22 protein-coding genes are annotated in these 26174 nt (G+C 75.1%); 8 read left to right on the top strand and 14 right to left on the bottom strand.

Annotated elements, in window-relative coordinates; genetic code table 11:
- Positions 1–371: 371 nt before the first annotated feature.
- The gene (locus ACZ407_RS32285) at positions 372–1742 is read right to left on the bottom strand and encodes a radical SAM protein (RefSeq protein ID WP_468134609.1); all 1371 of its coding nucleotides are present in this window, start codon (positions 1740–1742) and stop codon (positions 372–374) included.
- Between the two features lie 276 nt (positions 1743–2018).
- Here ACZ407_RS32285 and ACZ407_RS32280 point away from each other — a divergent pair, with 276 nt between their 5' ends.
- Positions 2019–2483, top strand: coding sequence for a MarR family transcriptional regulator (locus ACZ407_RS32280; RefSeq protein ID WP_468134607.1), 465 nt, complete (start codon positions 2019–2021; stop codon positions 2481–2483).
- Between the two features lie 97 nt (positions 2484–2580).
- The gene (locus ACZ407_RS32275) at positions 2581–4434 is read left to right on the top strand and encodes a serine/threonine-protein kinase (RefSeq protein WP_468134605.1); all 1854 of its coding nucleotides are present in this window, start codon (positions 2581–2583) and stop codon (positions 4432–4434) included.
- Positions 4435–4541: 107 nt separating this feature from the next.
- On the opposite strand, the gene ACZ407_RS32270 is transcribed toward ACZ407_RS32275, so the two are convergent.
- A complete protein-coding gene (locus tag ACZ407_RS32270; protein WP_468134603.1) occupies positions 4542–5009 on the bottom strand; it encodes a MarR family winged helix-turn-helix transcriptional regulator in 468 nt (155 codons plus the stop codon).
- Between the two features lie 157 nt (positions 5010–5166).
- Between ACZ407_RS32270 and ACZ407_RS32265 the strand changes: the two genes are divergently transcribed.
- A complete protein-coding gene (locus tag ACZ407_RS32265; protein ID WP_468134601.1) occupies positions 5167–6414 on the top strand; it encodes an MFS transporter in 1248 nt (415 codons plus the stop codon).
- 34 nt (positions 6415–6448) lie between these two features.
- On the opposite strand, the gene ACZ407_RS32260 is transcribed toward ACZ407_RS32265, so the two are convergent.
- The 3 genes from ACZ407_RS32260 to ACZ407_RS32250 form a co-directional block, all read right to left on the bottom strand.
- Positions 6449–7561, bottom strand: coding sequence for a DUF6183 family protein (locus tag ACZ407_RS32260; protein WP_468134599.1), 1113 nt, complete (start codon positions 7559–7561; stop codon positions 6449–6451).
- A 97-nt stretch (positions 7562–7658) separates the two neighbouring features.
- Positions 7659–8567 (bottom strand): aminoglycoside phosphotransferase family protein, encoded by a 909-nt coding sequence (locus tag ACZ407_RS32255; RefSeq protein WP_468134597.1) that lies wholly within the window; start codon positions 8565–8567, stop codon positions 7659–7661.
- 63 nt (positions 8568–8630) lie between these two features.
- Positions 8631–9161, bottom strand: coding sequence for a GNAT family N-acetyltransferase (locus tag ACZ407_RS32250; RefSeq protein WP_468134595.1), 531 nt, complete (start codon positions 9159–9161; stop codon positions 8631–8633).
- Positions 9162–9409: 248 nt separating this feature from the next.
- Between ACZ407_RS32250 and ACZ407_RS32245 the strand changes: the two genes are divergently transcribed.
- Complete coding sequence (locus ACZ407_RS32245; RefSeq protein ID WP_468134593.1) at positions 9410–10426, top strand: AraC family transcriptional regulator; 1017 nt, start codon at positions 9410–9412, stop codon at positions 10424–10426.
- A gap of 57 nt (positions 10427–10483) precedes the next feature.
- Positions 10484–11335 (top strand): dioxygenase family protein, encoded by an 852-nt coding sequence (locus tag ACZ407_RS32240; RefSeq protein WP_468134591.1) that lies wholly within the window; start codon positions 10484–10486, stop codon positions 11333–11335.
- 58 nt (positions 11336–11393) lie between these two features.
- Here the strand turns inward: ACZ407_RS32240 and ACZ407_RS32235 are convergent, their stop codons facing one another.
- The 3 genes from ACZ407_RS32235 to ACZ407_RS32225 form a co-directional block, all read right to left on the bottom strand.
- On the bottom strand, positions 11394–14594 hold the full coding sequence (locus ACZ407_RS32235) for a M20/M25/M40 family metallo-hydrolase (protein WP_468134589.1): 3201 nt from the start codon (positions 14592–14594) through the stop codon (positions 11394–11396).
- Positions 14595–14892: 298 nt separating this feature from the next.
- Positions 14893–16299 carry a helix-turn-helix domain-containing protein gene (locus tag ACZ407_RS32230; RefSeq protein WP_468134587.1) on the bottom strand — a complete coding sequence of 469 codons (1407 nt, stop codon included), beginning with the start codon at positions 16297–16299 and terminating at the stop codon, positions 14893–14895.
- Between the two features lie 186 nt (positions 16300–16485).
- Positions 16486–17643: a helix-turn-helix transcriptional regulator gene (locus ACZ407_RS32225; protein ID WP_468134585.1), complete on the bottom strand. Its 1158-nt coding sequence runs from the start codon at positions 17641–17643 to the stop codon at positions 16486–16488.
- A gap of 338 nt (positions 17644–17981) precedes the next feature.
- Between ACZ407_RS32225 and ACZ407_RS32220 the strand changes: the two genes are divergently transcribed.
- Both ACZ407_RS32220 and ACZ407_RS32215 read left to right on the top strand, forming a co-directional pair.
- On the top strand, positions 17982–18944 hold the full coding sequence (locus ACZ407_RS32220) for a hypothetical protein (protein WP_468134583.1): 963 nt from the start codon (positions 17982–17984) through the stop codon (positions 18942–18944).
- Positions 18945–19091: 147 nt separating this feature from the next.
- The gene (locus ACZ407_RS32215; protein ID WP_468134582.1) at positions 19092–19472 is read left to right on the top strand and encodes a peptidase inhibitor family I36 protein; all 381 of its coding nucleotides are present in this window, start codon (positions 19092–19094) and stop codon (positions 19470–19472) included.
- 107 nt (positions 19473–19579) lie between these two features.
- Here the strand turns inward: ACZ407_RS32215 and ACZ407_RS32210 are convergent, their stop codons facing one another.
- A complete protein-coding gene (locus ACZ407_RS32210) occupies positions 19580–20677 on the bottom strand; it encodes a sugar ABC transporter substrate-binding protein (RefSeq protein ID WP_468134580.1) in 1098 nt (365 codons plus the stop codon).
- 261 nt (positions 20678–20938) lie between these two features.
- Here ACZ407_RS32210 and ACZ407_RS32205 point away from each other — a divergent pair, with 261 nt between their 5' ends.
- Positions 20939–21499, top strand: a complete 561-nt coding sequence (locus ACZ407_RS32205) for a cysteine hydrolase family protein (protein WP_468134578.1) — start codon at positions 20939–20941, stop codon at positions 21497–21499.
- A 110-nt stretch (positions 21500–21609) separates the two neighbouring features.
- On the opposite strand, the gene ACZ407_RS32200 is transcribed toward ACZ407_RS32205, so the two are convergent.
- The 5 genes from ACZ407_RS32200 to ACZ407_RS32180 all read right to left on the bottom strand — a co-directional run bounded on the left by ACZ407_RS32200 (position 21610) and on the right by ACZ407_RS32180 (position 26171).
- Positions 21610–21855 carry a hypothetical protein gene (locus ACZ407_RS32200; protein ID WP_468134576.1) on the bottom strand — a complete coding sequence of 82 codons (246 nt, stop codon included), beginning with the start codon at positions 21853–21855 and terminating at the stop codon, positions 21610–21612.
- Positions 21856–21940: 85 nt separating this feature from the next.
- Positions 21941–23575: an anti-sigma factor gene (locus ACZ407_RS32195; RefSeq protein ID WP_468134574.1), complete on the bottom strand. Its 1635-nt coding sequence runs from the start codon at positions 23573–23575 to the stop codon at positions 21941–21943.
- 5 nt (positions 23576–23580) lie between these two features.
- On the bottom strand, positions 23581–24171 hold the full coding sequence (gene sigK / locus ACZ407_RS32190; RefSeq protein ID WP_468134572.1) for an ECF RNA polymerase sigma factor SigK: 591 nt from the start codon (positions 24169–24171) through the stop codon (positions 23581–23583).
- Between the two features lie 149 nt (positions 24172–24320).
- Entirely contained in the window at positions 24321–24710 is a 390-nt protein-coding gene (locus ACZ407_RS32185; RefSeq protein ID WP_468134570.1) for a hypothetical protein, read from the bottom strand.
- 126 nt (positions 24711–24836) lie between these two features.
- A complete protein-coding gene (locus ACZ407_RS32180) occupies positions 24837–26171 on the bottom strand; it encodes a geranylgeranyl reductase family protein (RefSeq protein WP_468134568.1) in 1335 nt (444 codons plus the stop codon).
- Positions 26172–26174: the final 3 nt, after the last annotated feature.

The raw sequence follows: 26174 nt of genomic DNA, 5'->3' as shown, positions 1-26174 counted from the left end.
TTCCCTTCTCGTAAGCGTCGCCAGGCGACGCCGAGTTCACGTCAACTGCCGTGAACTCGACTGACCTTACGAAAATCCGACGAGTCCGCAAAGTAGGGAGCCGGCCCCTCCGCCTGGGGAAAGTCCTCCCCAGTCGGAATGTGTCGTTCAGGCTTGCGGGCGCAAGAGGTGCGCTCCGGCGAGCCGGACCGCTTCGTACGTCGTGGGCCCCGGGTGGTCCACCACCGTGAAAGGGCGCCCGATCGCGCGTGCGAACGCAGGCACGCTGCGCGCCTCGACCTCGGCGGGACCGGTGGGGAATGTGGCGAACATCTCCGGCAGGAAGTCCGCGCGTTCGTCGCCGACGCGCCGCAAGCGCACCGCTACCGCGTCTAGCGGTTCCGGCCGGGCTCCTCCGCTCCCTCCAGTCCTTCCAGGCTGTCCATGAAGGAGCTCACCGAGAACACCGCGCGGCCGGGGCCGGCCGGGCCGTAGCCGGGCGGGGAGGTCAGACCGAACTCCTCCAGCGTGCCCCGGTACGCCTCCAGCAGGCGGATGTGGTACTCCAGCGGGGCGCCCAGCGGATTGGCCTTGCCCAGCGGGGTCGTCGGCTCCGGGCACCAGGTGGTGAAGCGCGGGACCACCCCGTGCGACATGAAGAACCGCAGCCCCTCGGTGGTCGACGCGATCGCCTCGTCCACCTTCGTGAAGCCGAACGGCTCGGCCATCTCGATGCCGGCCACGAAGTTCGGGATCACGTTGCGCGGCCCGAACACCTCGGCGGAGTCCAGGATCCGGCGGTGCCACTCGTCGCGGCCGACGTACCGCTCCTTCCCGGGGCAGTGCAGCTGGAACAGCCGGCGGTCCCACACCTCGAAGTTGGGGTGGTAGATCCGGACCCCGTGGTCGTGGAACCGCTGCACCGCGTCCCGCGGCAGCGCCTGCGCGACCACCTTGCCGATCCACCGGCCCGGGAACCGCTCCTCGATGGCCTTCGCGTACTGCCCGTAGAAGTCCGCCTCGTCACGGCCGCCGACCTGGGAGGTGATCGAGCCGCCCGTCAGGGTGTAGGCCCGGGAGATCCCGGAGGTGTCGTACCGGTCGATGATCTCCAGCGCCTCCAGTACCTCCTCCACCGGCTTGACCCCGGTGTACGGGCGGCCCGCCGCCTTGTGCTGGCGCCAGTTGTGGTTGATGTCGCAGAACTGGCACTCCTCCTTCGCGCCGAAGTACTGGCACACCCGGAAGACCGTCAGGTAGATGAGGTAGCCCCACTGGATGGTCGGCGCCACCTCCATCACCGACTTGCCGTTCGACAGCTTGTGACGGTAGTACTCCGGCATCGGCGGCAGGCCCACGTCCGCGATCCGCGCCCCGTCCAGGTACAGCCCGAGGGTGCCGTCCTCCCCGCCCCGCACCACGTAGGGGGAGTCCGGGTTGACCCGTACGGACACCACGGTCCGGCGCAGGTCGTACGGGCCGCCGGTGAGCACGATCTCCTCCGGCGGGCGGTTCAGCGCGGCGGCGCCCAGCTCGGGCAGCGTGCGGTGGTCGAACGAGAAGATGAAGTACGACTTCGGCTTGACGTCCCCGGAGCCCCCGTCGCCGCTGCCGCTGAGCGCGGACTCGTCGAAGGCCATGCCGCCGCGCAGCAGGTCCTCCTTGATCACGGCTTCCCGGGGCACCTGCGCGAAGCGCCCCATCAGGTTCTCGATCAGCGCGGTACGGCTCTGGCTCTCCACGGGCTGTTCTCCTCGGACCATGGGCACTTCCGTGCACTTCCACGGAAAAGGTATCCGCCGCCGGAACCGGGACGGACGCGGGGGTGGGCGGAACGATCTCCGGCCGTCGCGCCCGGGCCGGGCGCGACGGGCTCGAGGGCCGGCGCGCGGAGCACGTACGGGGGCCGGCGGGGGTGCCCGACCGGCTGCCGCCGGGGCGGCCTCGGCTTCCGCGACTCGCTTGACCTCACGTCTGGTTGAGCTCCTACGGTCGGTCCCGGAGCACCGAGACCCGCATCGCCGAAGGGACCGCCCGCCATGTCCTTCTCCTTCTCGCACAGTGACGCCGAGCTCGTCCGGCAGCCCATCGGCTACTGGAGCTGGGCCGCGTACAAGGCCACCGTCGAGCGCACGCGTGCCGCGCTCGCCGGGATCGGGATCACGCAGCCGCAGTGGTGGGTCCTCGCCCAGACCGCCGGCGCCGCCGCCCCCAGGTCGCGGACCGAAGTCGCCGAGACGCTCTGCGACTACCTCGACACCGGCCGGGTGGTCCTGGAGGAGGAGATCGACGCGACCGTGGCCCAGGGCCGGCTCACCCAGGACGAGGAGGGCCTGCTGCACGTCACCGCGGACGGCAGGGCCTGCCACGACAAGGCCGCCGCCCTCCAGCGCGAGCTGTGGGCGGCCCGGCACGAGGGCATCTCCGACGAGGAGTACCTGATCACCCTCAAGGTGCTCCAGCGCATCATCCACAACACGGGCGGGCGCGCCCGGCACCACTGAACGCCCATGCCCGCCCCCGTGCGGGCAGGCTGTCACCCGCAGCCCTTAAGGTGGCCGCCTGGGGCGGGACGGTCCTGCGGGACAGGGGGAGTTGGCGTTGGCGGATGCTCTGAGACCCGGCGATCCGACGGACATCGGGGGCTACCGGCTGCTTGCCCGGCTCGGCGAGGGCGGCATGGGGGAGGTCTTCCTCGCCCGGACCGCCTCCGGCCGCCCGCTCGCGCTGAAGACCGTCCACCGCGAGCTGAGCCGGGAACCCGGTTTCGCCGAGCGGTTCGCGCAGGAGATCCGCACCAGCGACCGGGTGCGCTCCCCGTGGACGGTCTCCGTGGTGGACTTCGCCCCGCCGTCCGCCACCCCGCAGTGGCTGGCCACCGAATACATCGCCGCGCCCTCGCTGGCCGACTGGGTGCACGGCCACGGGCCGCTGCCGGAACCGGCCCTGCGGTCGCTGGCCGGTGAGCTGGCGGCCGCGCTCGTCGCGGTCCGCGCGGTGGGGGTGGTGCACCGCGACATCAAGCCGGCCAACGTCCTGCTCGGCCCGGACCGGCCCTTCCTGATCGACTTCGGCATCGCCCGGGCCGTGCGCGAGCCGCGGCAGACCCGGACGGGCACCGTGATGGGCACCCCCGGATACCTCGCCCCCGAACAGGCCACGGGCACCGCGGCCGGGGCGCCCGCGGACGTGTTCTCCCTCGCCGCGGTCCTCGTGTACGCGGCGACCGGCCGCAGTCCCTTCCTCGCGCCGGGGGAGGAGCTCACCCTGCCCGCCCTGCTCTACCGCGTGGTGCACGACGAGCCCGTGCTGGACGGCGTACCGGCCTCCCTGCTCCCGCTGATCCGGGCCTGCACGGCCAAGGATCCGCAGGCGCGCCCGGCCGCGGAGGAACTCCCGGGCCTGCTCGGGGGTACGGGCGCCGGGAGCCGGGCCGAGTGGAGCGCGGTGCTTCCTGCCGGGTTGAAGGAGGAGACGGGCCGCCGGGCGGCGGAGCTCGGCGGCCTGCTCGCCGCCTCCCACCCGCCCGTGCCGGGCGGGCCGGCCGGCCCCATGCCGCCGTCCGCGGGCGGCGGGGGCGCTGTGCCTCCGCCGTCCCCGTCTGGGTCCCCGTCCGGCGGGCACTTCCCGCCAGGGGCCGGGGGAGAGTACGGCCCGGCCGCCCCGGCCGCGGCGACGGCCGGCGTGACCGCCGGGGCGGGCACCGGACCGGCCGCCGGACCGAGCGCCGGCGCTGGGAACGGACCGGCCACCGGACCGGCCGCCCCCGCCGCCCCGCACCTGCCCACCGCCCCCGGCACAGCTCCCCCCGGCCCGCCCGCGTACGGCACGGCTCCTGCCGGGGTGCCCGCCCCGCCGCAGGCCGGCCGGGTCCCGCGGCGGGCGGTGGCGGTCGGCGCTGCGGCCGCGGCCGCAGCGGCGGTGGCGGCCGTCGTCACCGTCCTCGCTTTGCTGCCCGACGGCGGACAGGGCGACCGCGAGGCGGCGAAGGGTGGCGGCAGCCGGGCCGGCGGCCCCGGGAAAACCGGCACCGCCCCCGCAGCCGACGGGCGCGCCCTCCCCGCGTCGTGGGCGGGTGCGTGGACCGGCACCGGTCCCGGGACACCCGACGCGGACGGGGTCACCCAGGCCAGGACCCGCACGTTCGCGGTCACCGTCACCCTGACCGCGGGGGCCGAGGGGGAGCTCGTCGGCCGTCAGGTCAGCCACCTCACGGAGGTCTCCACCGGTCGCGACCTGGGCTGTACGGAGGCCCTGGAGCTGCGCCAGTTCCGGTCCGGCCGGGCCGTCTTCAAGGCCGTCACCAGCCACCCGACCGACCGCGCGGAGACCTCCCTCGTCTGTCCCGGGGGCAATCTCTACGTGGTGACGAAGACCGGCCCCGACCGGCTGGCGCTGGAGATCGAGGGGGCCCAGTCCGTGGGCGCCCCCGACACCCTCGCCCGTCGCCGCTGACAGCCCGGGGGCACCGGTCCCGCACCCGCCGCCGCGTCCGCCAACGCGCCCGGCGCCGTCCTCGGCGCTCTGCGCGGGGGCGGCGGCCGCGGGCTGCGGCGCCGGGGTCAGGACCCGGTGCGGGCGGCGCCCGTGGACTCCAGCGCCGCCACGAGCGGAGCCAGCTCCGGAACGGCGGCAGCCTCGTCGAGGGCCTCGCGCAGGGACCTGTCGTGGGTGGGGCGGGCCTCGGCCAGCAGGGCCGCGCCGGCCTCGGTCACGTTGGTGTAGATGCCGCGGCGGTCGGTCGGGCACAGGTACCGGGAGAGCAGTTCCCGCTGTTCCAGGCGGGTGACCAGGCGGGTGGTCGCGCTCTGGCTGAGCACCACCGCGTCGGCGACCTGCTTCATCTGGAGGTGGCCGCCGGGGCCGTCGTGCTGGCGGTTGAGGACGTCGAGCAGGGAGAACTCGCGCACGCTCAGGCCGTGCCCGGCCTGGAGGGCCCGTTCGATGTGCGCCTCGATGCGCCCGTGCAGCGAGGACAGGGCGCACCAGCCCTGCGCCAGCCCGGTGAGGGCGGGATCCGTGGCGGTCATCGTCTGCTCTCCCTTCGCTCTTCGCTGCCACGCGCGCGCGGCTCGGAGCTCCAATATAGCGCGTTTGCAAGTAACCCGCGTGTGCAACTATTGTGGACGCCTGCTAACCGCTCATGCAATGAATCTGCTGCATCCGAACCTGGGAAGGCTGCGACCCATGCCTCTCGCGCTCCTGGCCCTGGCGATCGGTGCCTTCGGCATCGGCACCACCGAATTCGTGATCATGGGGTTGCTCCCCGAGGTCGCCGGAGACTTCGGCGTCTCCATCCCCACCGCCGGACTGCTCGTCACCGGCTACGCCCTCGGCGTGGTCGCCGGGGCCCCGCTCATGACCGCCCTCGGCACCAAGGTCCCCCGCAAGCGCATGCTCATGCTGCTGATGGGCCTCTTCATCGCCGGGAACCTGCTGTCCGCCCTCGCCCCGGCCTTCGGGATCATGCTCGCCGGCCGGGTGGTCGCCTCCCTCGCGCACGGCGCGTTCTTCGGCATCGGCGCGGTGGTCGCGGCCGAGCTGGTCGCCCCCGAGCGGCGGGCCGGGGCCATCGCCCTCATGTTCACCGGGCTGACCGTCGCCAACGTCCTCGGGGTCCCGCTCGGCACCTGGCTCGGCCAGGGCGCCGGCTGGCGGGCCACCTTCGCGGTCGTCGCCGGGCTCGGAGCCGTCGGCCTGCTCGGCATCGCCCGGCTGGTGCCCGAGCTGCCCCGTCCGGAGGGGGTCCGGCTCCGCGACGAGCTGGCCGCCTTCCGCAACGTCCAGGTGCTGCTGGCGATGGCCATGACCGTCCTCGGCTTCGGCGGGGTGTTCGCCGCCGTCACCTACATCGCCCCGATGCTCACCGAGGTCACCGGCTTCGCCGCCGGCTCCGTCACCTGGCTCCTGGTCCTCTTCGGCCTCGGCATGGTGGGCGGGAACCTCGTCGGCGGCCGGTACGCCGACCGGGCGCTCATGCCGATGCTGTACGCGGCCCTCGGCGCCCTGGCCCTCGTGCTGGGCCTGTTCACCATGACCGCCCACGACAAGACCGCCGCCGCGATCACCGTGTTCCTGGTCGGCGCCCTCGGCTTCGCGACCGTACCGCCGCTGCAGAAGCGGGTCCTCGACCAGGCCGCAGGCGCCCCCACGCTGGCCTCCGCCATGAACATCGGCGCCTTCAACCTGGGCAACGCCCTGGCCGCCTGGCTCGGCGGGACCGTCATCTCCGCCGGGTACGGCTACACCGCCCCGAACGGGGTCGGCGCGGCCCTGGCGGCGGGCGCCCTGGTCCTCGCCCTGCTCTCCGGCGCACTGGAGCGCCGCGGCTCCCGGCCCGGCCGCGTGATCGCACAGGGCGCACCCGCGGCGCCCCAGTCCCGGTCCGGCGCCCCGACCGACGCGTCGGTCGGATCGCCGGCCGGGCTCCGCTAGCGCTGTGAGCCGTTGCGGTCACAGCACCGGGCCGTCAGTCGGTGTCCGTCACGGCCAGTACGGCGATGCGGCGGCGGTCGGGGGAGAGGGCGGCGATCCCGTAGTCGAAGAGTTCGTTGTGGAACCAGCCCGAGTCGCACTCGAAGCGGAACCACGTGCTCGCCCCGGCCAGCCGCTCCACCTCGGCCGCGGCGGCCCCGTCCGGGGCCCCTGCGAGCCCGCCCAGCGAACGCCATGCGGCCCACCGGCCGTACGCCCCGTGCGCGCCCCCGCCCCACACCCCGCCCATCGAGGCGGTGGCGAAGAGGAGCCGCCAGACCTCGGCCCGGGACTGCGGCGCGACCGCGAAGCGGGCGGTGGGGCCGAGACCGGCCACGCAGTCCATCGGCAGGGCCGGCAGCAGGGCCGGTACCTCGGCGGGGTCGGCCGCCGCCTCCAGGTCGAAGACCCAGGCGTCGAAATGCCCGACGTCCCCGGCCGCGGCGGCGGATGCGATGCGCTCGTGGACGGCCACCCCCGTCACGTCGCGCACCGCCGCAGGCCCGGCCGTGCGGGGGACCGGCGGGTCCGTACGGCCCTCGGCGGACAGCCCCGACCAGCCGCCGCCCGTACCGCCGTTGACCGACCTGCGGGGAAAGGCGGCGCCGGTCTCGAAGGGCCGCAGGCCGGGCGGCAGCCACGCCAGGGCGTGCCAGTCGGGCCGCACCCGGGGCCGGGCGCCGAGCGGCTCCAGCGCGGCCATGTCGACTCCCCGCAGCACCAGTTCGTGGAACAGGCAGGCCCGCAGCTCGTCCAGCCGGTCCCGCTCCGCGCGGTCCCACAGGAGCCCTGCCAGATCAACGGGGTCCTGTGCCTCGGCGAGCAGCGAGGCCAGGAGGCGGGGTTCGGTGCCCCCGCGGCCGAACGGACCGTGCTCGTCGAGCAGTCGGAGCAGCTGCGCGACGTTCTCCCGGCCGGGCGTCAGGGCGAGCGTCCGCACCACGTGCGCGAGCCCGCGCCGACAGGTCTCCGCCTGCGCCGCCGCGGCATCGAGCGCGGCCGCCAGCCGGGCGCCGAGCTCCCCCACGTATGCGATGTCGCCCTGCCGCACCCGAAGTTCGGCCTGTTCCCTCGCGAGCTTCTCCAGCTCGTCCGCTTCGTCCGTCACGGTGGGTCACCCTACGGCCTCCGGTCCGGGGCCGATGCGGCAGCTGCTGCGGGACGCGGGTCCTGGCCGTGCTGCCGCTCCCGCGCCGACCCGCGGTTCAGCGTGCGGCGGCGTCGGTCAGCACCGCCCCGAGCCGGGCCCGGCACTCGGCGACGAAGGCCGGATAGGTGTGCCAGTAGTACGCGAGCCCGCTGACGGCCACGGCGATCGCCCAGGCCCTGGCCCGCTCCCAGGTCGCCTCGTCGAGGTCCAGCGCCTCCCGGTACGCCTGCCGGGCCGGGCCGGGCAGGTCCCAGACGGCGGCGTGCTCGGCGTCCGGGAAGCCGACCGACAGGCCCCCGAAGTCGATGACGGCCGCGAGCCTGCCCTCCCGGACCAGGAGGTTGGTGGGCTTCAGGTCCCCGTGCAGCCAGCCCTGCGGACCCGAGGGTGCGGGCAGCTCCAGCGCCCCGTGCCACAGCCGTTCCAGCGTGTCCACGTCGAGCTCCCCGCCCGCCAGCCGGCGGCAGTCCGCGAAGGCGGCGCCGACCCACTCCGCACACGGCCGGAGCAGGCCCCCGCGGTACCAGGCGAGCCCGCCGGAACGGGCGGCCCCCATCAGCCCGGCCCCGTGCAACTCCCGTACGAAAGCGGCGAGATCCGTCCCGAACGCGGGCCAGTCCTGCACGGTGTCCGGGCCGGCCACCGCGCCCTCGATCCAGCGGTAGACGGACCACGCGGCCGGGAACCCCGCGGTGGGCGCCCCCGTGTGCACGGGCTCCGGCACGGGCAACGGGAGGAGCGGCGCCAGCCGGGGCAGCCACTCCTGCTCCTTGCGCAGGGACCCCGCGTGCTCCGCGGTCCGGGGCAGGCGGACGAGGAGGTCGTCGCCCAGGCGGTACATGGTGTTGTCCGTGCCCGACCCGGCGGGCCGCAGCGGCAGCTGCGCCCACTCGGGACGCTGCGCCGCCAGCAGCGATCTGATCAGGGCCTCGTCGACGGGGATCTCGTGGGAGTGAAGCGTCACCCGCGCAGTCTCCCCGGCGCGGCGCGCGGGAGCCAGCGGATTTACGGGGGCCCCGCGGCGGGGTCAGCCGACCCGGCGCGCGAGCACCTGCCCCGGCCAGGACCCCGACAGGAAGCGCTCGGTGGGGGTGAACCCCTGCCGCCGGTAGTAGTCCACCAACTCGCCCCCGCCGCCCGCCCAGCAGTCCACCCGCAGCAGGTCCACGCCCGCCCGCCGGGTCACCTCGGCGGCATGCGCCAGCAGCGCGGCCCCGAGGCCCAGCCCGGCGTGCCGCCGGTCGGAGACCAGCAGCCGTACGTACCGCTCGGGTTCGGCAGCGGGCGGGATCGGCATCTGCGGGCTGGGTCCGCAGTCCAGCACCAGCGCCGCGGCGGGTACGCCGTCCAGCTCGGCGATGTAGGGCTCGTTCTCGGTGGTGTAGCGCGCGACGCGCGCCACCCCGTCGGGGGTCTGCGAGTACGGGACCGTCCCCCACTGCTCGGTGTTCCCGCGTGAGTTCATCCAGGCCACCGCGCCGTCGAGCAGGTCGAGGACCGCCGGGGCGTCGTCCGGGCCGCCGGGCCGGATCCGTATGCGAGATGCGTCGTGGTTCACGGACGCGATTCTAGGCGGCGCGGTCGGCCCCGCCGCAGGTCCGTCCGCCGTCCCGGGCGTGCACGGCGTGCCGTCCCCCTGCGTGCGCGCCGCCCCGCACGTCCGTCCCGCCGCACGTCCGTCCCACCGCCCCGATCCGGCCGGACGGGCGGTCACCGGCCGGATCCGCGGCAAGGCGCGCCTTCCGGCGGAGCCTGTGGGATCGTGACATCGCCGCCGAATGGTCTGGACCTGCTCTGGGGGAGTGCATGCGGAACACCACCGTCCCGCCGGGGACGCCCTGCGTCGCGCCGCACGCCGGAGAACCGCCCCTGCACCGGCTGGAGGTGTCCGGCCCGGAAGCCGCGCCGTTCGCCGCCGGGTCCTTCGACGCGATGGGCCCCCTGTCGCGCACGGACCGCCCGCACCGGCACACCTTCTACGAGATCGTCCACGTCACCGCCGGCACCGGCACCCACGTCGTGGACCTGGCCCGGTGGCCGGTGCGGCCGCCGCAGCTGGCCGTGATCCTGCCCGGGCAGGTGCACTGCTGGCAGGACCAGCGGGGTCTCGACGGCACCCTCGCCCTGTTCACCGAGGAGTTCCTGCTGGACCACCCGGGGGACCGCGAGCTCCTGCGGCGGATCGGCAGGACCTCCTGGTTCGGCCTCGGCGCCGAGGACCACGAGCGGACCGGCCGGCTGATGGCCGACCTCGCCGCGGAACACCGGCAGCGGGCACCGGGCCACGAGAGCGTCCTGCGCGCCTTGCTGCACGTCCTGGTCGTCCGCACGGCCCGGCTGCCCGCCCCGGCGGCCGGCAGCGGCACGGGGGGACCGGACGGCACGGACGCCATGGAAGCCATGGGCGGCATGGGCGGACCGGGCGGCGGCGCGGCCGGCACTCCCGCCCCGGCCGCCGGACGCCCGCCCGGGGTGGCGGAGGCCTTCGTCCGGCTGACCGCCCGGCGGGAGGCGGCCGGCTGGTCGGTGCGGGAGTGCGCCCAGCGGCTCGGGGTGACGCCGGGCCACCTCTCCCACGCCGTGCGCGCGGCCACCGGCCGCAGCCCCGGGCGCCTGCTGATCGAGGCCCGCGTGCACCGGGCGCAGCGCCTGCTCGCCCACACCGGACTGCCGGTGCGGCAGGTCGCCGCGCGGGTCGGTTTCGCCGACCCGGCCTACTTCTGCCGCTTCTTCCGGCGGGAGACCGGCAGCACCCCCGGCGAGTTCCGAAAGCACCACAGCAGCCGCCACCCGTCCATCGAAGCCCCTCGGCCGCGCGCCTAGGTTCGTTGCCGATCCGACGTCCCCCGAGGAGCCGTCGACGTCCCCCGAGGAGCAGTCATGGACAACGAACCCCGCCCCGAGCGCCCCGTACCGGGCCGCCCCGTCGCCCGCAAGACGGTGCTGCGCGCGGCGCTCGCCGCCACCGCGGCCGTGCCCGTCACCCTCATCGGCGGGCCGGCCCTGGCCCGCACCCTCACCTCCGAGGGCCGCGCCGTTCCCCTCACCCCGGCCTGCGACGACGGGGACCACCCGACCCCCGAGCAGACCGAGGGCCCCTACTTCAAGCCCAACTCCCCGCTGCGCAGCAGCCTGCTGGAGCCCGGCATGCCCGGCACCCGGCTCACCGTCACCGGGTACGTCTTCGGCCGCGCCTGTCTCCCCGTCGCCGGCGCGCTGATGGACTTCTGGCAGGCCGACGCCAACGGCGCGTACGACAACACCCGGTTCCGGCTGAGGGGCCATCAGTTCACCGACTCCCGGGGAGCCTTCACCCTGACCACGATCGTGCCCGGCCTCTACCCCGGCCGGACCCGGCACGTCCACGTGAAGGTGCAGGCCCCGGGCCGTCCGGTGCTCACCACGCAGCTGTACTTCCCGAACGAGCCGCGCAACAACACCGACACGATCTTCGACCCGCGGCTGCTGATGACGGTGCGCGACGGCGGCGGCGGACGCGAGGGGGCCTTCGACTTCGTCCTGGACCTCCCCCAGGACCCCGGGCCGGGCCCCTCGCCCACGAGCTCGCCGACCGGCACCCCGCCCTCCGGCACGACGTGGACGGTGGGCGCCTCGTACCGGGCCGGGGACCGCGTCACCCACGCCGGCCGCGGCTACACCTGCCTCCAGGCCCACACGGCCCAGCCCGGCTGGGAGCCGCCGAACGTCCCGGCCCTCTGGCGGGCCTCCTGACCTGCGTGGCCGTGCGGCCCCCGCCTCGCCGGGCGGGGGCCGCAGTGGTGCCGGTCCGTCAGATGCGCCCCCACAGGGCGGGCACGTTCGGCGGCTCCCAGCCCGGGTAGGCCGTGTGGGCCTGGATGCACCGGTAGCGGACGCCCTGGTAGGTCACCACGTCACCGACGGCGTACGTGGCGCCCAGCTGCCAGGTGGTCTCACCGCCGCCCCCGGACACGGTCAGGGTGTAGGTGGTGGTGTGGCTGACCTCGCCCGCACCGGTGAGGGTGAGGGTGTACGTGCCGGCCGCGGTGCCCGCGGCGACCTGCACGGTGGCGGTGGCGGACTGCCCCGAGGTGACCGAGGACGGGCTGATGGACACGGTCACCCCGGCCGGGGCGCCGGAGGCCGACAGCCGGACGGTCTGGGCGGTGCCGCTGGTCGTGGCCGTGGACACGGTGACCGTGGCGGAGGAGCCGGGCTCCACGGTGCCGGCCGCGGGGCTGGCGGCGAGGGAGAAGTCGTTCGCCGGCGCGGGCCCGTCGCCCACCGAGGTCTTCCAGATCGTGTACGCGATCCCGTCGGCGCTCCGGTTCAGGGCGGTGGCGTTGATGTTGGACGTGGTGTCGCAGGCCGAGTGGTAGCAGGAGTCGTAGGCCCGGCCCGCGGTGCCGCCCCACTTGGCCGCCTCGGCCGCGGACTTCACCGCCGAGGCTCCGGTGGCGTACCCCGAGGTGGGGATGCCGGCCTGCTGGAAGGAGTAGTCGTCCGAGCGGCCCTGCCCCTCGACGTTCTCCTGCGGGGCGAGACCCAGCGAGTCCCAGTACGCCTTCATCGGGGCGGCTGCCGCCGAGTTGAGGTTGTTGACGAAGTAGCCCGCGTTGGTCGAGGCGATCATGTCGAAGTTGTAGTACGCCTTGATCTTCGCCCGCTCGGTCCCGGACAGCGAACGGGTGTAGAACGCAGAGCCGTTCAGGCCCTGTTCCTCGTCGGTCCACCAGCCGAAGCGGACCCGGTCGTCCATGGCGGGGTTGGCCTGCGCCAGGGCGAGGGCCGCCTCCAGGAGCGCGGCGGACCCGGAGCCGTTGTCGTTGATGCCGGGGCCCGCGGACACCCCGTCCAGGTGGGCGCCGAACATGTAGACGCTGTCCGCGTTGCCCTTCGGCCACTCGGCGATCAGGTTGTTGCCCGCGCCGGCCGAGCAGCCGGAGCTGCACGTCTGCTCGGTGACGGTGTACCCGGCGGCCTGGAGCCTGCCCTTCACGTAGGCGAGGGAGGCCCGGTAACCGGCCCCGGTGGAGCGGCGGTTGCCGCCGTTCTGCTGGGCGATGGTGTTCAGCTGGGACAGGTGCGCCTGCACGTTGGCCACGTCGATGTCCGGTGGGGTGGACGGGTTGCCGGTGCCCCCGCCGACCCGCAGCGTGTACTGCGCGGTGTGGCTGTTGGCGCCCGCGGTCCCGGTGACGGTGAGCGGGTAGGTGCCCGTGGGCGTGCCGGCGGCGGTGGAGACCGTCATGGTGGAGCTGGCGCCGGAGGTCACCGTGGCCGGGCTGAAGGAGACGCTCACGCCCGCGGGTGCGCCGGACGCGGTCAGGGAGACCTGCTGGGCGCTGCCGCTGACGGTTGCGGTGTTGACGGTGGCGCTGACCGAGGCCCCGGCCTCCACGCTCCCCGTGGCGGGGCTGAGCGCGAGCGAGAAGTCGGTCTGCTGCCCGGTACAGGTGGGGTCGCCGCTCTGGGCGCCGATGCTGATCGCGTCCCAGGCGGCCTTGGTGGTGTTGAAGAGTCCGCAGCCCGGGTCCAGGTTCTTGGCCGCGGTGAGGGTGGCGGTGCGGTAGCGCTTGTACGTCATGCCGCTGACCTTGAGGAGCATGCCGCCGTAGAAGATCCTGCCGGCGTTCCGGATGCCCACGCCGGTGACGGTGGAGCCGTTGCAGGTGGAGCTGGACGGCTTGCCGCCGCCGGGGTTGGAGCCCTCGGCCAGGAGGTAGAACCAGTGGTTCAGCGGGCCCGCGGCCTTGTGCTCCTCGGTGTTGGGGATCGAGGAGGAGTAGCAGGCGGGATCGCCGAGCGCGCCGGGGTTGTACATGTTGCGGATCGGGCCGCGGCCCTGGAGGTTGATCATCTCCCCGACGGTGTAGTCGGGAACGTCGTACGGGGCGGGCTGGTTGCTGTACGCCTCGGTGAGGGCGCCCATGATGTCGCCGGTGGCCTCGCCCAGCCCGCTCTCGTGGTTGGCGCCGCCCGGGGTGTTGGAGTCGAGGCCGTGGCCGAACTCGTGGCCGATCACGTCCATGCCGGCGATCCACTCGTTGGCGCTGTTGTGGCCGATGGTGATGGTGGACCCGTCCCAGTAGGCGTTCAGCTCGTTCAGGCCCACGCGGACCGGCCAGCTCCCGCCGTTGCCGTTGTGCCCGTTGCGGCCCAGCCAGTTCTTGAGCATGTCCCATTCCTTCTGCGCCGCGAACATCGCGTCGACGCAGCCGGTCTCCTTGCTGGTGGGGTTGCCGTTGCCCCAGTCGTCGGTGGACTTGGTGAACACCCCGCCGTTGTAGTCCGAGCACTGCAGGCCGGGCCGGGTGGTGTCGCGCAGGACGTACGAGCTGCCCGAGCGGGAGGTGTCGATGGTGAGCGGGTCGGGGCCGTTCCACTTGCTGTGGCCGGTCCCGGCGCGCACCTCGTCGTACGTGTCCACGACCCGGCCGGTGCGGGCGTCGACGAAGACGTGCAGCCTGCTGGGCAGGCCGGCCCGGGTGCGCCCGGTCAGCACGGCCTCCCAGGCGAGGGCGGCGCGCTCGCTCTTCACGTGCACCACCAGGCGGGCGGGGGTCGCCTTCCCGACCTCGGCCAGCCGGGCCCGGGCGGTCCGCTCGGCCTGGGCGGCCGTGATCCGGGGCTCGGTGGCGAGCGAGATCCGCGCCCGGGTGGCCGACTGGACCGCGCGCACCTTGCCGGTGCCGTCGGCCAGGACCACCGCGTCCCCGCCGACCACGGGCAGCCCCTTGTAGGTGCGCTCGTAGGCGACGGAGTACAGGCCCTTGACCCAGGGGGTGACCCTGTGCCGGTCGTACTGCTCGTCCGGGCCCTTGGCGAGGGCGTCCAGGCCGCTGCGCACGGCCTGGTCGGCGGCCGCGACGGCCCGGGCGGCGGGGGTGGGCGCCGGCTTGCTCGCGGGGATCGGGGCGGCCTGGGCCGCCCCGGCGAGGGAGGCCGGCACCGCCACCCCGCCGAGGGTCACGGCCAGGGAGACCCCGGCCACCACCATCTTTCTCAGCATCGTGGCTCCTTGTGAGAGGTAGTGAAGCTCGCCCGGCAAGGCGGTCATGGGCATGACAGGCCAACCGTGGTGCGTACGGTGGGGCGGTGTCTCCGCGGTTCCGCTCGGGTGGCCCGCCGTGCCGCCGGGCTGGCGGAACCTTCACACCGGCACGCCTCCGGAGCAATGCATTCCGGGCGCTCGTCCCGGGCTGTCACAAACTGGCAAGCCGATCCGGCGCGGCGGAGCCCGGGCCCTGCCGAACCGGCCTGGTGCGGCGGAGCCCCGGCCCGCCGTGCGGCCTCCGCGCCGCCGCGGCTCAGCCCACGTCGGCTGCGCTCAACCGCTCCTGGTACGCCAGGACTTCGGGAACGCCGGACCAGTCGGTGAACAGCCGCGTGTGCAGCCCCCGCAGCTCGGCACTGATCATCAGCTCGGGCGAACCCAGCGCCTCGCCCAGCACGGGAGCCGCCAGGGCCACCGCCGCCCCCGGATCCCCCGCACAGGCCCAGCTGTCGGCCAGCCTCAGGGTCAGCAGCAGGTGCGTGCCCTGCATCAGCGGGGACAGCAGTGCCCGCGCCCGCGCGGTGGCATCGGCCGCCCGCCGGGCGGTCGCGCGGTCGCCGGTCACCGCCGCCAGATCGCGCAGCGCCCCGCCGACCGCCGACTCCAGTCTCATGTGCCCCTCGGAACCGGCCATCCAGGGCGCCTCCAGCAGGTCCCGGTCGCCGAGGCGGGCGAACGAGCGCCGGGCCAGCGTGATCTGCCGGCGGCACTCCGCCCCGTCGTGGGCGAGCGCGTGCCCACGCGCCTGGTAGAGGTGCGACAGGGTGGCCACCCAGCGCCGCCGCGGGTCCACCGCCCCGATCGCCTCGGCGTACCCGAGGGTCGAGGCCGCGTCCCGGTCGAGCCGCACCAGCGTGCACATGTCGCTGAGCAGGGTGGCGCGGGCCGAGGCGTCGTGCACCGCGTCCGCCCAGCCCAGACCGTGGCCGAACCAGGCCATGCCGATGCTGCTCTGCCCCCGCTGCATCCGCAGCCGCCCGGCCACCTGCGCGTACTGCGCCGCGATCCGCAGCTGCCCGTACGGCAGCCGCCCGGCGGAGTTGACCGCCCCGGCCCAGCGCACCACCGCGCGCAGCAGCCGCTCCACCGTGTCCACCCCGTCCGTCGTGCCCCGGTGCAGGGCGCCGCGGATCAGACACGCCAGGACGGCGGTGAGCCCGTGCAGCAGCTCCGTCTCCCCGGCGGGCGGAGCGCCGGGAAGCGGTGCGGCCAGCCCGTTCAGCAGGCCCGAGGCCTCGGCGCGGTCGGGCACCGGGCAGCCGACGGTGCCGTGCAGCGGGCACGCGAGACCCTCGGCGGGCAGCGCGTGCGGCCACAGTGCCGGGTCCAGCGCCTCCCGCCCCCACTCCGCCCCGCCGCCGGGCAGCGCGGTGAACAGCCCCGGACCGGCCGGGGCGGGCTGCCGGCCGTACGGCACCTCGCGGGGCGCGGCGACGGCCGCGGCCAGGGCGCCGCCGGTCTCCAGCATGCTGTCCAGCCGGCCCACCAGCCCGCCCGGGGGCTCGCGCAGCCCCGCTTCGAGCCGGCTGATCAGACTGTGGTGGTATCCCACCCGCAGGCCGAGCTGCTGCTGCGTCAGACCCGCCCGCCGGCGCCAGGACCGCAGCTGCCGCCCGAACTCCTCCCGGCACTTCTCCGTCTGCACCGACTCGACGGTCATGGCCCCTCCCGGTGGAGGCCCCCGCCTCCGGCAGCGTGACACCCGGACTCCGCGCTCGCTACGAGCTTCCGGCCGGTACGGGGCAGGGGTCGCCCTGCGGCGGCGGGCTTGGCCGAAACGCGCCCTAATTGGTCTGAACCAAGCCCTGTCGGGGGTGCGCGGACCGCCGCCGTCCACCCCGCGGACCTACCGCGGGCCACTCCCGGCGGCGGGCTCGGACCGGGCCGCGCGGAACCAGCCGCGGGTGCCCATCGCGCGCCCCCCGGCGATCTCCGGCCGGTAGTGGCCGAAGTAGAGGAGCTGCACCAGCCGCGCCCTGCTGTTGACCCCCGTCTTGTCGAACGCCTTCTTGAGGTGGTCCCGCACCGTGTGCGGGGAGATCCCCAGCTGCCGGGCGATCTCCGCGTCCGACAACCCGTACACGACCAGCTGCGCCACGTCCTGCTCCCGCGCGGTGAGGTCGTACGCGGCCATCAGCATGCCGATCGTGTGCTCGGGCCGCCCGGCCTCGATGATCACGGCCACCCGCCCCGCGCCGTCCATGCACGTCGCGGTGAGCGAGACCCGCCGGCCGCCCCGGTCCCGCAGGTGCACCCGGACGTCGCCCGCCGCACGGGCCCGGCTGACGGCGTGCAGAACCGGCTGGGGCAACCGGGCCGGACCCCGCGGGACACCGCCCAGCCGGTCCAGCCACACCTCCCCGGACGGCGTGACCGCACCGATCCCGCCATCGGCCTCGAACGTCACCAGCCCGGGCGCGGCGAGCTCCGCCGACCGCGCGCTCAGGGCGTCGTGCCGTACGTACGCATGCCGCAGCCCCCGCGCGAGGGGCTCGGCCAGCGAGGCCACCGCCGCGATCTCGGCCTCGCCGAACGGCGGCCGGTCGCCGCCCCGGTGCAGCACCAGCGCCCCCCACACCGCCTGCCGGCTGCGCAGCACCACGCGCAGCTCGTCCCCCATGCCGGTGGGCCGGTACACGTCGCGGAACCGGCTGCTGGAGTGCGGGCGGTCCCCGGTGGCCAGCCACAGGCCCGCGGCGGACCGGCCGGAACCCACCAGCCGGGGGAACTGGTTGACGTCCTGCTCCCCGTACTCGATCTCCAGGAGCCGCGGCAGATGGGAGTGCGGCACCCCGCCGTCGTGGAAGCCGCCCGTGTGCAGCAGCGTGGCCGGATCCAGGGTCAGCCCGCACACCCCGTCCGCGGGCACGACCGCGGTCACCAGGGGCTTCAACCGGCTGAACAAGGCCGTCGGATCCGGCGACTCCCGGCACAGCCGCTCGATCTCCGCGTGCGCTCTGCGCAGCTCGGCCGCGCCGGGTGAAGCTGCCTGCGATCGGGTCACCCGGGACTGGTACCGCGCCGGGCGTCCCCGTGCAACCCCCACTTCCGGGGATCGAGCCATACCGGACCGCCGCGTTAGCTTCGTCCTGCGCCGGTCCGGACGGTGGAACACACCGGAGTCCAACGGGGGTCCGGACCGGGCGCACGGACAGCGCCGCGGACACCCGTGACGAGGAATGGCCGGTCTTCGCCGAAGCCGGCGGATCCGCGGCGCCGCCCGTGCCCCGGAGGAGCAATTCCCGCCGGGACCCCTCGAAAGCGGCTGATTCCGCCGTCGCCGCAGAGGCCCGTTCCGTGAATGAATGCTCGGCGCAACGACCGTGGGTGGGGGGAGACGGCATGGCGGGGGACCCGCTCGTTCGCACGGCACCGGCACCGGCACCGGCACCGGCACCGGCACCGGCACGGCTCCTGGCCGTACTCGCGGCAGGCGCGTTCCTCGTCGGCGGCCTCGGATGCACCGCCCCGGTCGAGATGACGGCGCCCGCGCGAGCGCTGCCCCCGCCGCCGACGGCAGGGGAGTGGGCCACGCTGGAACACGCCGAGGCCCTGCTCGTCCGCTCCTGCATGAAGGACAAGGGGTTCCCGTACACGGTGGTCCCGCCCGGCCGGCAGCCGCCCGACCACCCCGACTTCCCGTACGGCATCGACGACGCCGCGTTCGCCCGCACCCACGGGTTCGGCACGGACCTGGAGCTGGAGCTGACCCGGCGCGCGGCGAAGGACCCCAACCGGGTGTACGTCCAGGCCCTCGCCGCGCCGCGCCGGGCGGCGTACTCCCGCGCCCTGACGGGCACACCCGGCCAGGGCCGCATCACCGTGACCCTGCCGAGCGGCTTCCGCATCGCCACCAACACCACCGGCTGCCTGGCCCAGGCGCGCCGCAGCCTCTACGGGGACTACCCGGGCTGGTTCAAGGCCGCCCGCACGGCGGAGAACCTCAAGACCGTGTACCGCTCCCAGACCCGGGCGGACCCGGCCTACGCCGCGGCGGTACGGAACTGGTCGGCCTGCATGGCCGCCCGCGGCCGCCCCGCCAAGGACCTCCAGGACCTGCGCCTCAAGGAGTCTGCAGCCGCCCACGAGGCGCCCACGGCGGCCCAGTTGCAGCGGGAACGCGCCGCCGCCGTGGCCGAGGCCGCCTGCGTCCGCACCACCGGCCTGGCGGCCACGGCCCTGCGCGTGGAGAACGGACACCGCACGGCCCTCGAACAGACGCACCGCGAGGCCGTCCGCACCCGCGACCTCCTCGCCGCCGCCGCACTGCCGCGGGCCCGGAAGCTGGTCGAGGACGCAGGCTGACCAGGAGCGGCCCCCCATGCTCCGCGCCCGGTGCCCGGGCGCGGCGAACGGAACGACCGAGAGCAGAGCACACGAGACGCACCGGAAACACACAGGCAGACCAAGCACCCACGAGAGGACGGCACCGTGCGATCCAGGATCATGGGCTTGTTCGTTGCACTGACCGCCACCGCAGGCTTCGGGATGACGGCCGCGACCCCCGCGGCCGCCGGCACCGGCGCGTGCGGGTCCGGGAACTTCTGCGCCTGGTACCTCACCAACTACGACGGGCCGAGCTACTCCTGGTCCGGGAACGACGCCAACTGGTCCGACAACTACCTGTCCAACGGGCAGAACATCGACAACGACGACCGCTCCTGGCGCAACAACGGCACCCCGTGCGGCGGTTGCGACCACGTCCGCATCTACGACGGCTACAACTACAGCGGCGCCCAGATCGCCTGCCTGCACTACGGCGACGAAGGCTGGTACCCGGTGGCCAACCCCGCCGACCGCGGATCCTCCCACCGCTGGGGCGGAGAGTGCTAGAGGTCCGGCGGAGCATGCCGACAGCCAACTGAACAGGCCGCGGCTCCCGCCCCACCGGGAGCCGCGGCCACCACCGACGCCGAGCGGTGCCTCGACAAGGAAACGGCCTAGTTGCCGTCCAGGCCGATCCGGTCGCAGGCGGCCTTGAACTCGGGCGTGCAGATCTCCTCGACCGTGTAGACCCCGTCGAGCACCACCGTCTCCCGGACGTTGCTCCGGGTGAGGGCGATGCCGGGGATCAGGACCGCCGGGACCTTGCGGTGGGTGGGGCTGCTGACCGTCTGGTTGATGAGCTGGCCCACTCCCTCGCCCCGGGCGAGACCGACCGCGATCTCCGCGGCCGCCGAGGCCTCGGGGGCGTACCGCTTGTAGACGCTCATGTACTGGTCGCCCGCCACGATCCGCTGGACCGCGGCGAGTTCCGCGTCCTGGCCGGTGACCGGCGGCAGGTCCGCCACCCCGGCGCGCTTGAGCGCCGAGATGATGCCGCCCGCCAGGCCGTCGTTGGCGGCGTAGACGCCCGCTATCTTGTCCCGGCCGAGGGCCGCGAGGGCGTCCGCCATGTTCGAGCGCGCCACCTCCGGCTTCCAGTCGGCCGTGTCGTACTCCTTGGCGATGTCCGTCTTGCCGTCGAGGACGGAGTGCGCGCCGGACTTGAACAGCTTGGCGTTCGGGTCGGTGACCGAACCGTTCATCATGACGATCCTGCCGCTGCCGGCCTTGGCGCCCATCGCCTTCAGCAGCGCCTCGCCCTGGACCATGCCCACGTCCACGTTGTCGTACGAGACGTACGCGTCGATCGGGCCCTCGGCGAGCCGGTCGTACGCGACCACCGGAATGCCCGCGTCCTTGGCCTTGCGGACGGCCCCGGCGATCGCCTTGGAGTCCACCGCGTCCACGACCAGCACGTCCACGTCCTTGGCGATCATCGCCTCGACCTGGGAGTTCTGGGTGGCCGGGTCCTGCTCGGCGTTCGCGTACAGGACCTTGCCCCGGCCGAAGGTGAAGCGGCCCACCGCCTTCTCGAACAGCGGCTTGTCGAACTTCTCGTAGCGGGCCGTCCCGGTCTCGGGCAGGAGCAGCCCGACCTTCACCGCGTCGGTCTTCCGCGCCGCGGGCTGCTCCTCGCCGCCGCAGCCGGCGAGCAGCAGGACGAGCGAAGCGGCGGCGAGGACGGCGGTGCCGCGACCCAGGCTTGTGTTCACGAAGTAAACCTCTCTGACCAGGCCGTATCGGTGCGGCCGAGGTAGAGGGCAGTCAACTGGGCCCCTCGGGCCCCGTCAAGAAGCGAAGTATTAACGGGATGGCAACGATGTCAGCCCTTTCCCGCCCGCCCGGCCTTCACTTCGTGAACTGACGGTGCATCGGGTGGCGGGGCGCCGGTACGGGGTCGCCCTCCTCCGAAGGGGCGAGGGCCACGGCGAGGCCGCCGGCCGTGCGGGGCGCGGGGGAGCAGATTCGGCGCCATGGACAACACCGCCGTCGTGGTCATCGACATGCTCAACCCCTACCGGCACGAGGACGCCGAACTCCTGGTCCCGTCCGTCCGCGCCGCGCTGCCCGGCGTGACCGGGGTGCTGGCCGCCGCCCGCAGCGCCGGGGTGCCCGTGGTCTACGCCAACGACAACTTCGGCCAGTGGCGCTCCCACCACGGACAGATCGTCGACATCGCGATGGCGGGGGAGCACCCCGAACTCGTGGAGCCCTTCCTGCCGGACGAGGACTCCCTGTTCGTCGTCAAAGCCCGCCACTCCGTCTTCTACGAGACCCCGCTGGCCTACCTGCTGGGCACCATGGGCATCGGCCGCCTGGTGCTCACCGGCCAGGTCACCGAGCAGTGCGTGCTCTACTCGGCCCTGGACGCGCACATCCGGCACCTGGACGTGGTCGTGCCCCGCGACGCCGTCGCCCACATCCACGCCCACCTCGCCGAGGCGGCCCTGCGGATGATGGAGCGGAACATGGGCGCCCGGGTCACCGGGGACCACCGCGAGGTCTTCGCCGCCGGGCCGCAGGACGGGGGCTGAGCGGCTGCGGCCCGGCGGGCGCACGGCAGGCGCGCGGCGGGCGTGCGGCGGGCGTGCGGCGGGCGTGCGGCGGGCGCACGGCAGGCGCGCGGCGGGCGTACGGCGGGGGGTCAGTGGGCGCGCTTCCCGTGCCTCCTCGTCCCGTCCCCCTTGGTCCCGGACGTCTCCTCCTGGGCCTCGACGTTCGGGGTCAGCGCATCGCCCGCCTCGCCTTCCGCGCCCGCGGCCGTGCGGGCGGGCCGGTCCTGCCGGCGCGGCTCGTGCGGCTGCGCGGCATGGGGGCGCCTGCGCCGGCTGTCCCCGCTGTCCTCGTGGAGCGGGACGCCGCCCGCGCCGCCCTGGGGTACCTCGTCCATGGGGTGTCTCCCTCCGTGTCGACCGGACCGCTTCGCGCCGCGTCTACCCGCCGGGGCCACCCGTACCCGCCTCGGAGGCGGGGCCTCACTCCCGGTACGGCGGCTCGCCCGTCTCCTCGCCGGTCTCGTCGCCGTTCACCTCGCCGTTCTCCTCACCGGGGTCGGTGCCGTCCGGGTCGCTCGCCGCGGCGGGCAGCCCGATCCACGCGACCACCGGGCTGGTCGGCTCGGGGGACCCGCCCGCCGGCTCCACCGTGACGCAGACCGCGGTGGCCCGGGCCAAGGGGCCGTCCAGCCGCAGCTGGCGGTCGCCCGCGCCGGGCAGCAGGCCGGCCGGCCGGTAGTCCCCGGAGTCGCTGAACCAGACCTCGTACGCCTTCCCCGCGGGCAGGTCGGGCAGCCCGCTCGCGAAGAGGGCCACCGCGTCCTCGGTCGGCGAGACCGCCACCGTGGCCCGGGCGGAGCCCGCCAGCGACTTCGTCCACAGCTGTACGTCCGGGGCCGCGAGCACGTCCGCGATCCCCGCCGCCTGGCGGTCGGCCCGCCGGAGGGCCGCCCGCGCGTCGTGCGCCTCCTGGCGCTGCCAGGCCGCCACCCCGGCCCCGGCCACCACCCCCGCCACGGCCGCGGCCAGCGCCAGCGTCACCACCCGCCGCCCCCGCCGCCCGCCCACCGGCACCGGCCCGACCGCGGCCGCTTCGACCGCGGACACCCCGGCAGCCGGCGACCCGGAGGGCGGCACCCCTGGTGGCGGTGCCGCGGTCGCGGGGGCCCCGGAGGCGGGCATCGCAGCCGTCGGAACCCCGGCGGTCGGGCCCTCGGGAGGCGGTTCCCCGGCCGTCGGCGCCGCGGAGGCCGGTTCCGCAGCAGTCGGTTCCCCGGCCGCCGCTGCCTCCCCGATCGTCGGCGCGGCGATCGTCGGTGCCTCGGGTGCAGGCCGTCCGGCCGTAGGTGCCCCCGGCGTGGGCGCCTCGGATGCAGGGGTTGCGGCCGTCGGCACCGGCGCCGCCGGGATCCCGGGAGGCGGCGGCCCGTCCACGGTGGCGTCGAGCGGGCGCCGGGCCGGCGCCCCGCCGTCCGGCCCTTCCTGCGGTACGTACGCCACCTCGCGCAGCACCCGCTCCCGCAGCCCCGGCGGAGGCTCCCCGGCCACCGCCTCGCCCAGCCGGGCCGCGACCGCACCCAGGGCGGCCGCTTCCCGGGCGCACTCCGCGCAGCCCGCAAGGTGCTCCTCGAAGGCCCGCCGCTCCTCGTCCGGCAGCGCGTCGAGCACGTAGGCACCCACCAGGTCGTGCCCGGCCGCCCCATCCCGGGCACCCCGGAGCCCGGCCGCGCCCTCGGCACCGGCCGCGTTCTCGGCGCCGGCCGTACCGGCCGCGCCCTCGGCACCGGCCGTACCGGCCGCGTTCTCGGCGCCCGCCGCACCGGCGGCGCCCTCGGCACCCGCCGTGTTCTCGGCGCCTGCCGCGCCCTCGGCGCCGGCCGTACCGGCCGCGCCCTCGGCGCCCGCCGCACCGGCGGCGCCCTCGGCACACGCCGTGTTCTCGGCGCCTGCCGCGCCCTCGGCATCGGCCGCACCGGCCGCGTTCTTGGCACCCGCCGCGCCCGCCGCACCCGCCGCACCCGCCGTACCGGCCGCGTTCTCGGCGCCTGCCGCTTCCGCCGCGCGCTCAGCGCCCTCCGCGCCCTCCGCGTCCTCCGCGTCCTGCTGTCCGTCCACGGCCGTCACCGCCTCCCCAGGCAGGCGCCCAGCAGCCGCAGGCCCGAACGCAGCCGCGCCTTGACCGTGCCCACCGGCTGCGCCAGGGCCACGGCCACCTCCCGGTGCGTCAGGCCCGCGTAGTACGCCAGCAGCACGCACTCCCGCTGCGCCTGGGACAGCTCCGCGAGGCAGCGCCCCACCCGCTCGTGCTCCAGCCGCCGTTCGACCTCCTCGGCCACCATGTCGAAGGGCCGCTCCCAGTTCCGCACGGCGGTGCGCCGCTCCCGCTCGCCGGCCGCGCGCGCCGACCGGACCCGGTCCACGGCCCGCCGGTGTGCGAGCGTCAGGACCCAGGCCATGGCGGTGCCCCGCTCGGACCGGAACCGGCCGGCCGTGCGCCACACCTCGACCAGCACTTCCTGGGACACTTCCTCCGCCTGGGCGGCGTCCCTGACCACGGCGGACACCAGGCCGGTCACCGGCCGGCTGACCGCCTCGTACAGGTGCGTGAAGGCCTCCCGGTCCCCGCCGGCCGTCCGGCGCAGGAGCTCGTCCAGATCCTGTTCCACTGCGCGGCGGTCCCCGGAGGAGGACCGCTGACGTCCGGCGGACACGCTCACCGCACCTCGCTCCTCGCTCCCACGCCGGCGGCCGGCGCCCTTGCCCTTCCATGCCAGCACCGATCGCCCGCGGCCGCATCACCTCACTCCGCCGGCGGGGCCGCGGCAGGCCCCCGGGACGGCCGCCGCGCCCAGCCGTGCCGTCAGCCCTTCCAGTGGTCGCGGCCGTCCTTGCAGACCAGGTGGCCCTTGACGAAGATCCAGGTCCAGTGGCCGGGCACGTGCACCCAGACCCAGTGGCCCTTGTGGTGCACCTTCTGCCACTCCCAGTGGCCCGGGTGCCAGCGGCCGTTGTGGTCCTCGTGGCCGGGGACCCACACCTTCTCGTGCGACCACCAGCCGTGCTTCCACTGCTTCTCCCAGTGGCCCCTGACCCACTTCTTGACCCAGTGCCCGTGCTTCCACACACACGAGTCGGACTTGTGGTCGGTCGTCTGCAGGGCGACCGTCCCCGCAGCCGGCGCGGCCGCCGCCGTCCCCAGCCCGGCCCCGGTGGCGCCACCCGCCAGCAGCGCCGCCGCGGCAGCGCTCACCAGCACCCTTCGCAATCCGAGCGAACCGCCCATGACCGGCACCTCCTCGCTGCGCTTCCGTCCCCCCGCGGGACGGCCCGCGGGGGCTACCAGTGATTCGTAGCCGAGGGGCGCTGCGGACGTTTCCTACCGCCGCGGGCGCGGCACCGCGCGCAGCAGCGTGTGCAGTACGGCGTCCAGGGCGTCCCGGGAGGGCTCCTCCGCCACGTGGATCAGCAGCCGGGCCAGGGCCTGGAGCAGCCGGGGCGAGGCCATGACCCGGGGGTGGAGCACGGGTCGGAAGCCGTACCGGGAGAACAGCAGGTCACCCGCCGCGTTCCCGAGCCGGTAGTAGCGGCCCCACCGGCGCCGGATCTCCTCCGGGTACTGCTCCAGTGCCGCCTCCCGCCGAGGCCCGGCGGGCCGGGCCGCGGCCAGTGCGACCACTTCGGCGGCCAGGGCCCCCGCCTCCAGGGCCTGCGCGATGCCCTCACCGCTCCACGGGCTGACCATCCCCGCGCTGTCTCCGACCAGCAGGAGGCCGTTGCGGTACTGCGGCCTCCGGTTCAGGCCCATTGGGAGGGGAGCGCTGCGCAGCGGCGAGTCGGCGTTCTGCTCGGACAGCCCCCATTCCTGCGGGAGCCGGGCCAGCCAGTGGTCCAGCGCCTCCCTCAGGTCCACCGGCCGGCGCCGCCGCTGCTGCGGCAGGGCGCCGAGGCCGACGTTGACGCGCCCGTCGCCGAGCGGGAACACCCAGCCGTACCCGGGCAGGTCCCGGCCCGTGCGGGGGCAGCGCAGATCGGCCCACAGTTCCAGGTACGGGTCGTGGGTGCGGGACTCGCTGCGGTAGTAGCGGCGGGCCGCGGCGGCAACCGGCCGCCGGGGGTCCCGCGCCAGCCCCAGGGCCAGCGCGGTCCGCGCGGAGGCGCCGTCGGCCGCGACGATCAGCGGGGCGCGGTACCGCACGGGTTCTCCCTCGGGGCCGTGCGCGGCGCTCACCCCGGTCACCCGGCCCGCCTCGTCGGTCAGCGGGGCGGTCACCTTCACTCCGGTGTGCAGGCGGGCCCCGGCGGCCCGGGCGTGCTCCGCGAGCAGTTCGTCGAAGTCGTGCCGGGTGCGGGTGAGCCCGAAGTCGGGCAGGCTGCCCAGCCTCGGCCAGTCGAGCTCCACCCGGTTGCCCTCGCAGACCCAGCGCATCCCCTTGTTGCGCAGCCAGCCCGGTGCGTCGATGTCGATGCCCATGCGCACCAGTTGGTGGACGCTGCGCGGGGTCAGCCCGTCCCCGCACACCTTCTCCCGGGGGAAGCCGCTCTTCTCCAGCAGCAGCACGTCCATGCCGGCCCGTGCGAGGTGCAGGGCGGCGGCGGAGCCCGCCGGCCCGGCGCCCACCACGATGACCTGCGCTTCCTCGCCGTCGCCGGCTGCGGGCTCACGGGAGCCGCCGGCAGCGCCGCCGCCCGTCCCGTCGCGTTCGGTGATCACCCG

The sequence above is a fragment of the Streptomyces sp. NPDC030809 genome (assembly GCF_055572195.1).
Note: the sequence above shows the minus strand (reverse complement) of the source record. Positions and strands in the feature narration are given on the sequence as shown.

Coding starts and splice junctions, on each gene's coding strand:
- ACZ407_RS32285 (WP_468134609.1), bottom strand. CDS start 1,742: ATGGTCCGAGGAGAACAGCCCGTGGAGAGCCAGAGCCGTACCGCGCTG.
- ACZ407_RS32200 (WP_468134576.1), bottom strand. CDS start 21,855: ATGGACGAGGTACCCCAGGGCGGCGCGGGCGGCGTCCCGCTCCACGAG.
- ACZ407_RS32270 (WP_468134603.1), bottom strand. CDS start 5,009: ATGACCGCCACGGATCCCGCCCTCACCGGGCTGGCGCAGGGCTGGTGC.
- ACZ407_RS32240 (WP_468134591.1), top strand. CDS start 10,484: ATGGACAACGAACCCCGCCCCGAGCGCCCCGTACCGGGCCGCCCCGTC.
- ACZ407_RS32245 (WP_468134593.1), top strand. CDS start 9,410: ATGCGGAACACCACCGTCCCGCCGGGGACGCCCTGCGTCGCGCCGCAC.
- ACZ407_RS32265 (WP_468134601.1), top strand. CDS start 5,167: ATGCCTCTCGCGCTCCTGGCCCTGGCGATCGGTGCCTTCGGCATCGGC.
- ACZ407_RS32230 (WP_468134587.1), bottom strand. CDS start 16,299: ATGACCGTCGAGTCGGTGCAGACGGAGAAGTGCCGGGAGGAGTTCGGG.
- ACZ407_RS32220 (WP_468134583.1), top strand. CDS start 17,982: ATGGCGGGGGACCCGCTCGTTCGCACGGCACCGGCACCGGCACCGGCA.
- ACZ407_RS32205 (WP_468134578.1), top strand. CDS start 20,939: ATGGACAACACCGCCGTCGTGGTCATCGACATGCTCAACCCCTACCGG.
- ACZ407_RS32235 (WP_468134589.1), bottom strand. CDS start 14,594: ATGCTGAGAAAGATGGTGGTGGCCGGGGTCTCCCTGGCCGTGACCCTC.
- ACZ407_RS32280 (WP_468134607.1), top strand. CDS start 2,019: ATGTCCTTCTCCTTCTCGCACAGTGACGCCGAGCTCGTCCGGCAGCCC.